This is a genomic window from Stenotrophomonas sp. P5_A8, from assembly GCF_056400545.1.
The window spans coordinates 1-4,323 of the sequence record NZ_JBFULB010000322.1 but is presented as its reverse complement, the minus strand read 5'-3'; the positions used below and the strand labels follow the sequence as shown (position 1 = coordinate 4,323).

Below are 4,323 nucleotides of genomic sequence, written 5' to 3'. Positions count from 1 at the left end.
GTTACAGACCGCGCTGGCGGACTGCTTCGAACAGGCTCACGCCGGTGGCGACCGACACGTTGAGGCTTTCGATGTCGCCCGGCATCGGGATCTTGACCAGGCTGTCGCAGTTTTCACGGGTCAGGCGGCGCAGGCCGTCGGCTTCGCCGCCGAGCACCAGCGCCACGTTGCCCTTCAGGTCGATCGAGTACAGCGACGCGGTGGCTTCACCGGCCAGGCCGTAGATCCACACGCCCAGCTTCTGCAGGTCCTTCAGGCAGCGCGACAGGTTGGTCACCGCCACCACCGGGATGCGGTCGGCAGCGCCGGCCGATGTCTTGCGCACGGTCGCGTTGACCGTGGCCGACTTGTCCTTGGGAATGATCACCGCCGTGGCACCGGCCGCCGCCGCGCTGCGCAGGCAGGCGCCGAGGTTATGCGGGTCCTGCACCTCGTCGAGCACCAGCAGCAGGGCCTTGCCCTCGGCGGCCTCGACCAGGCCTTCCAGTTCGTTTTCACCGTAGGTGCGTGCCGCCTGGTAGCGCGCCGCCACGCCCTGGTGTCGCACCGAACCGCCCACGCCGTCCAGCGCCTGGGTGTTGACCTTGCGCACGTCGATACCCTTGCGCCGCGCATTCTCTTCAATCTCGACCAGACGCGGATTCTTCGCGCTGGCTTCGATCAGCACCTCGCGGACGTTCTCGGCATCGTTCTCGATCGAAGAGGCGACGGCGTTGACGCCGACGATCCACTGGCTTTGCTTGCTCATTGCGGGGGCACGACCGGTACAGGGGGTGGTAATGGTAGAGCATCGGGGCCCGCCCTGCCCTGCCGGGCGTTCACCCCACGGCCCACGGGGCCCTGGCGACCTACTGGGCGGGCCGCGCAGGCGCGGGCAGATCCGCACTTTTCACGCCCTGCGCCCTACCCTCACGGGGTGTCGTGGTCAGGGTGCTGATGAGAGACCAGCCCCTGCAGCAGCGCCATTTCCGGATCGTCCTCGTCGCGGATGTCGGCCAGGGTGCCCAATCCATCCACGAACGGGAGCTTGCTTTCCACCCCGTACTGCACGGTCGGTGGCAGGCGGGCGGGATCGTCGAAGGCACCGGCGGCGACGGCCATGCCGTCGGGCGCTTCATACGTCAGCGGCGTGCCACATTCAGGGCAGAAGCCGCGCTTGACCAGGTTGGACGAGGCGAACCGGCGTGGCTCGCCCCGGGTCCAGGTGAATTCAACCCGGCGTACCGAGACCAGCGGCGCGTAGTAGGCACCGAACGCTTTCTGGCACATGCGGCAGTGACAGATCGAACTGTCGGTCAGTTCGCCACGGACGTGGAAGCGGATCGCGCCGCATTGGCAGCCGCCGCTGTATTCGGGGAGGTCGTCGGGCATGGGATGCGCTCCGATCGTGGTGGGTATGGAGCCGGCTGGGGCCGGTACTCCGATCGTTGTATGCGTGGAGCCGGCCAACGGCCGGCACTACCGGGGCTGCGCTCCGGGTGGTCCCGGTACGCGCGTCGTTCAGTACTTCTGTTTCTTGCGCTTGGCGGGCTGACCACGCGGCGGCAGCTCGGCCGTCTCGTCGTCATTCTCCTCGACCAGGCGGAAGTCGATCTTGCGCTCTTCCATGCTCGCCTTGAGCACCAGGATCCGCACCCGGTCACCCAACCGGTACGCCTTGCCACGGCGTTCGCCGCTGAGCGTCTTGCGGGTGGCGTCGAACTGGTAATAGTCGTGCGGCAGCTGGGTCACGTGGACCAGGCCGTTGACCTTGGACTCGTCCAGTTCGACGAACAGGCCGAAGCTGGTTACGCCGCTGATCACGCCATCGAACTGGCCACCGACGTGCTTTTCCATCCATGCCGCGCGGTAGCGCTCGTCCACTTCACGCTCGGCCTCATCGGCACGGCGTTCGCGTTCGGAGCACTGCACGGCCAGGGCGGCCATTTCGCGTGCCGAGTAGGTGTACTTGTCCAGCGAGCCGCCCGACAGCGCGTACTTGATCGCGCGGTGGACGAGCAAATCCGGGTAACGACGGATCGGCGAGGTGAAGTGTGCGTACGCATCCAGCGATAAACCGAAGTGCCCCTGGTTGTCCGGCGCGTACACCGCCATGCTCTGGCTGCGCAGCAGTACCGATTCCAGCAGGGCCGCGTCCGGGCGCTCGCGCACCTTTTTGAGCAGCTTGGTGTAATCGCCCGGCTGCACCTTGGCCCACGGCGGCAGGCTCAGCTTGAATTCCTTGAGGAACTCGAGCAGGTCGTCGTACTTGGCTTCCGGCGGCTTGGCGTGGTCGCGGTACGGCGCCGGCACCTGCTTGTGCAGCAGGTACCGCGCGGCCTGCACGTTGGCCGCGATCATGCATTCTTCGATCAACTTGTGCGCATCGTTGCGCACCAGCATGCCGGCCTGGGACACCTCACCGGTGTTGTCCAGCACGAAGCGCACTTCGGAGGATTCGAATTCGATCGCACCGCGACGGGTACGCGCCTTGGCCAGCACCTTGTACAACTGGTGCAGGTGCTCCACCTGCGGCAGTACCGCGGCGATCTGGTTGCGCACCGCCACGTCGTTYTCGCCCACCGCCTGCCAGACCTGGTTGTAGGTCAGGCGTGCGTGCGAATTCATCACTGCTTCGTAGAAGCGCGAATGGATCACGTCACCGTCGCGGTTCACCTGCATGTCGCAGACGAAGCACATCCGGTCGACCTTGGGCATCAGCGAGCAGATGCCGTTGGACAAGGTCTCCGGCAACATCGGCACCACGAAGCCCGGGAAGTACACCGAGGTGGCGCGCTTCTGTGCTTCATCGTCGAGCGGGGTGCCCGGACGCACGTAATTGGACACATCGGCGATGGCCACCACCAGGCGGAAGCCTTCGGCGTTGGGTTCGCAGTAAACCGCGTCATCGAAGTCCTTGGCATCCTCGCCATCGATGGTCACCAGCGGCGTGGTGCGCAGATCCACGCGCCCACCGATGCTGTCCGGCTCGACCACCATCGGCACCGCCGAGGCCTCGTTGAGCACCTCCTGCGGGAACTCGAACGGCAGCTCGTGGCCATGGATCGCGGTTTCCACGATTAGCGATGCGGTCAGCTTGTCGCCAAGCACCGCGATGATGCGGCCGATCGGCGGGCGACGCGTGTCCGGTGCCTGGGTCAGCTCGCAGACCACCAGCTGGCCGTCGCGGGCATCGCCGGTCTGGTCCGGCGGAATCTGTACGTTGCGCTGCACGCGCTTGTCGTCGGGCACCACGTAGTTGATGCCGAACTCGACGCTGAAGCGGCCGATCAGGCGGGTCATCCCGCGCTCGAGAACGCGCGCGATGCTGCCTTCGCGACGGCCACGGCGGTCGATGCCGGTGACGTTGGCCAACACGCGGTCGCCGTGCATGACCTTGCGCATTTCATACGGCGGCAGGAACAGGTCATCCCCACCCTCCACCGGACGCAGGAAGCCGAAGCCTTCCGGGTTGGCGATGACCACGCCGGTGATCAGGTTGGTGGCCTGCACCGGGGCAAAGCCGCCGCGGCGGTTTTGTACGAGCTGGCCGTCTCGCACCATCGCGCCCAGGCGCTTGCCCAGTGCATCGGCGCGGTCGGGCTCGGTCAGGCCGAGGTGGACGCCGATCTCGTCAGCGGTCTGCGGACCGTCGCAGCGTTCCAGCAGCTGCAGGATCGCCTCACGGCTGGCGATCGGCTGCGCGTAGCGCTCTGCTTCGCGCGCGGCGTGCGGGTCGACGACGTTCATGTCGGTAGATGTCGGGTGCGGGCGGCGGCGGGTCGGGATCGGCGCGCCGGCGTCCGGTTTCGGACCGCCACGGTTGCCGCCACGCGCTGGCGCCGGGGTGTTCATCGATTCGGGCATCCACGGTGGCAGCTTGCCCGCCTTCTTGGCGGCAGCGCGGGGCTTGCCCGACGGACCGGCAGCCTGGGGCACCGGGGACTTGGGGGCTTTCGCGCCCCGGGTCGGTTTCTTTGGTTTCATTGCCCTCCATGGTAACCGCTGACGGTGTGCAGAGGCAGTCGAGGCGCATCCATATGCAGGTTTGTGAAGAAATTTCGTAAAAGCGTTGACAAGGGCCGTCGGCATCTCCACAATTCKCCTCCTGAGTCGCCCAGGTGGCGGAATTGGTAGACGCACTAGCTTCAGGTGCTAGCGGGGGCAACTTCGTGGAGGTTCGAGTCCTCTCCTGGGCACCATGACTCAGACAATGATCAAACCCGCGCAAGCGGGTTTTTTCGTTTCCGGGGCCTGCCCACGTCACCCTGGCCGGGTCAGGCATCGGGAATGTAGTAGCGGCGCGCCAGTCCCGCCCTTCCCGGGAAGTGCTTGAACCAGGGC

At 66.3% G+C, this 4,323-nt stretch carries 3 protein-coding genes and 1 tRNA gene; 1 reads left to right on the top strand and 3 read right to left on the bottom strand.

All coding sequences use genetic code 11. The annotated features are described in order from the left end of the window. Position 1: 1 nt before the first annotated feature. The 3 genes from rlmB to rnr all read right to left on the bottom strand — a co-directional run bounded on the left by rlmB (position 2) and on the right by rnr (position 3,966). Positions 2-748, bottom strand: a complete 747-nt coding sequence (rlmB, locus tag AC1DQP_RS17245; RefSeq protein ID WP_256777431.1) for a 23S rRNA (guanosine(2251)-2'-O)-methyltransferase RlmB — start codon at positions 746-748, stop codon at positions 2-4. A 161-nt stretch (positions 749-909) separates the two neighbouring features. Beyond that, the gene (locus AC1DQP_RS17240; RefSeq protein WP_478052077.1) at positions 910-1,371 is read right to left on the bottom strand and encodes a GFA family protein; all 462 of its coding nucleotides are present in this window, start codon (positions 1,369-1,371) and stop codon (positions 910-912) included. A gap of 129 nt (positions 1,372-1,500) precedes the next feature. Next, positions 1,501-3,966 carry a ribonuclease R gene (rnr, locus tag AC1DQP_RS17235; protein ID WP_478052076.1) on the bottom strand — a complete coding sequence of 822 codons (2,466 nt, stop codon included), beginning with the start codon at positions 3,964-3,966 and terminating at the stop codon, positions 1,501-1,503. A 128-nt stretch (positions 3,967-4,094) separates the two neighbouring features. On the opposite strand from rnr, the gene AC1DQP_RS17230 reads away from it, so the two are divergent. Continuing rightward, positions 4,095-4,181 (top strand) — tRNA-Leu (locus tag AC1DQP_RS17230). Positions 4,182-4,323 lie beyond the last annotated feature (142 nt).